3 protein-coding genes are annotated in these 1,808 nt (G+C 58.4%); all 3 read left to right on the forward strand.

Going from position 1 to position 1,808, the window contains the following annotated elements; translation table 11 throughout:
- The first annotated feature begins 146 nt into the window (after positions 1–146).
- The 3 genes from AC1DX0_RS35410 to AC1DX0_RS35420 all read left to right on the forward strand — a co-directional run bounded on the left by AC1DX0_RS35410 (position 147) and on the right by AC1DX0_RS35420 (position 1,423).
- Entirely contained in the window at positions 147–686 is a 540-nt protein-coding gene (locus tag AC1DX0_RS35410) for an HK97 family phage prohead protease (protein ID WP_477219491.1), read from the forward strand.
- Positions 687–782: 96 nt separating this feature from the next.
- The gene (locus AC1DX0_RS35415) at positions 783–1,004 is read left to right on the forward strand and encodes a cold-shock protein (RefSeq protein WP_477219492.1); all 222 of its coding nucleotides are present in this window, start codon (positions 783–785) and stop codon (positions 1,002–1,004) included.
- Positions 1,001–1,423 (forward strand): hypothetical protein, encoded by a 423-nt coding sequence (locus tag AC1DX0_RS35420; RefSeq protein ID WP_477219493.1) that lies wholly within the window; start codon positions 1,001–1,003, stop codon positions 1,421–1,423. Before AC1DX0_RS35415 ends, AC1DX0_RS35420 begins: the two co-directional genes overlap by 4 nt.
- Positions 1,424–1,808: the final 385 nt, after the last annotated feature.

The following is a 1,808-nucleotide window of genomic DNA, read 5'->3' on the forward strand; positions in this document are numbered from 1 at the left end:
GGGCGTGACCGTGAAAACAACTGAGGAACGCTACCTCGAGTACGACCAAATCGGCTGCCGTGCCACGGCGCGTTTCGACATCAACGTTCACGACTTGGGCAGCAACACCGTTGCCGGGCCGCTGGTCGGCCTGATCGGAAACTGAGATGGCTGAGATCAAACGCTCCTCCGCTCACGCGGTCCTGAAGTTTGCCGGCGATGGCATCGGATCCCGACAGGTCCGCGCCATCGTGTCGACCGGCGATGTCGACCGAATGGGCGACATTATCGAACAGGCCGGCATCAAGCTCGATGCCTTCCGCCGATCGCCGACGGTGCTCTGGCAACACGATGCGGATCACCCGATTGCCAAGGCGCTGAGCATCAATGTCGAAGGCGGCAAGGTCGTCGCTCTTGTGCAGTTTCCCGAAGCTGGCGTCAGTCAAAAGTCGGACGAGGTTTACGGGCTGATCAAGGCCGGCGTCATCAACAGCACATCGATTGGCTTTGTGCCGCTGAAGAGCGTCCCGATCGATCCGACCAAGCCGTATGGCGGGAAGCGCTTCACCTCGAGCGAGATGCTGGAATTTTCGTTTGTTTCGGTCGCGGCCAACAGTTCAGCCCTGATCACGGGACGGACGGCGGCCAACAGCAATACCCCGCGCCTCGACGCAGCTAAGCGCCGCTTCGCGCAGCTCAGCCGGTAACAACAAACAAAATTGGGCAGCCAGACGGGCAGGTCCAACCGGCGATCGAGGTGCCCGTCGGCCTTCGATCGCCGGCCTTTCAAACAAGGAATCAAGATGCCCAATCAAGACAGGCAAGGGACCGTCGTCACGTGGATCCCCGGCTCGGCCTATGGCTTCATCTCGCCCCATGATGGTGGCGCCGATCTGTTCGCGCACGTGACAGCACTCAACGATAGCATCGATGGGCTGCGCGTAGGTCAGCGCGTGTCATTCGATAGCCAGGTTGACCAGCGCACCGGCAAGCAGCGCGCGATCAACGTGGAGGTGATGGAATGAGCGACAAGGTACGCATAGACAGCGATCGATTGGTAATCGAAAGCGGCGGATCCATCATCGTTCGCAATGGCGGCATCATTCGAGCCGAAGTAGGCGCCATCGTCGACATGCCCGATCAGGTCGAGTTCTTCGCCGGGACAAGCTTCACGCTTTCGACGCGCGAGCGCTTCGTGCGAACCACGAGCAGCAGCCCTGTGTCGATCGTCGTGCCACCCTATTCGTCTGTGCCATTCCCGCCTGGCACAGTGCGCTCTGTGCTGCAGGGCGGTACCGGCCAAGTCACATTTGTTGCCGGCGATGGCGTCACCATCAACACACCTGAGACCCTGAAGATCGCCAAGCGATACGCCGCCGCGATGGTGATGGCGGCCGAGACGCAGAACGTCTGGGATCTGATGGGGTATCTCGAGGCCGCGTAAGTTGGCCGGTAAATAAATCAATTAAATCAATATGTTAGCCAACGTGGTCTTCGCACTTGCGAAGGGTCGGGGGCTTGGACCGCTTCGGGGGGCAACGCTGCAAAACCGTAACAATTTCGATTTTTTGGGTAGAATTTTTAATCGGCCCCGGGGGCTCGACTCTCTGCAGGATGCGGCGGAGAAGTATTTTCGATAGTCAGTACTCTGCAAACAATGCGTTGCAAATTTCCGCCCTAGGAACGATGTTCCCTTGGATAAATCATTGGGCGGATACCATGGAAAAAGAAGACCACCTCGACAAAGAGACCTCGGTATCGGCTGAACTAACTCCTACTGGAGTCAAAGCCAGCGCAAGAAGTAGGGCGGTCGCTGCATTTGACAGGCT

It is taken from the genome of Mesorhizobium sp. P3_A9, from assembly GCF_056402975.1.

What these genes read in the sequence shown, in the direction of transcription:
- AC1DX0_RS35420 (WP_477219493.1), top strand. Translation starts at nt 1,001, where the DNA reads ATGAGCGACAAGGTACGCATAGACAGCGATCGATTGGTAATCGAAAGC.
- AC1DX0_RS35415 (WP_477219492.1), top strand. Translation starts at nt 783, where the DNA reads ATGCCCAATCAAGACAGGCAAGGGACCGTCGTCACGTGGATCCCCGGC.
- AC1DX0_RS35410 (WP_477219491.1), top strand. Translation starts at nt 147, where the DNA reads ATGGCTGAGATCAAACGCTCCTCCGCTCACGCGGTCCTGAAGTTTGCC.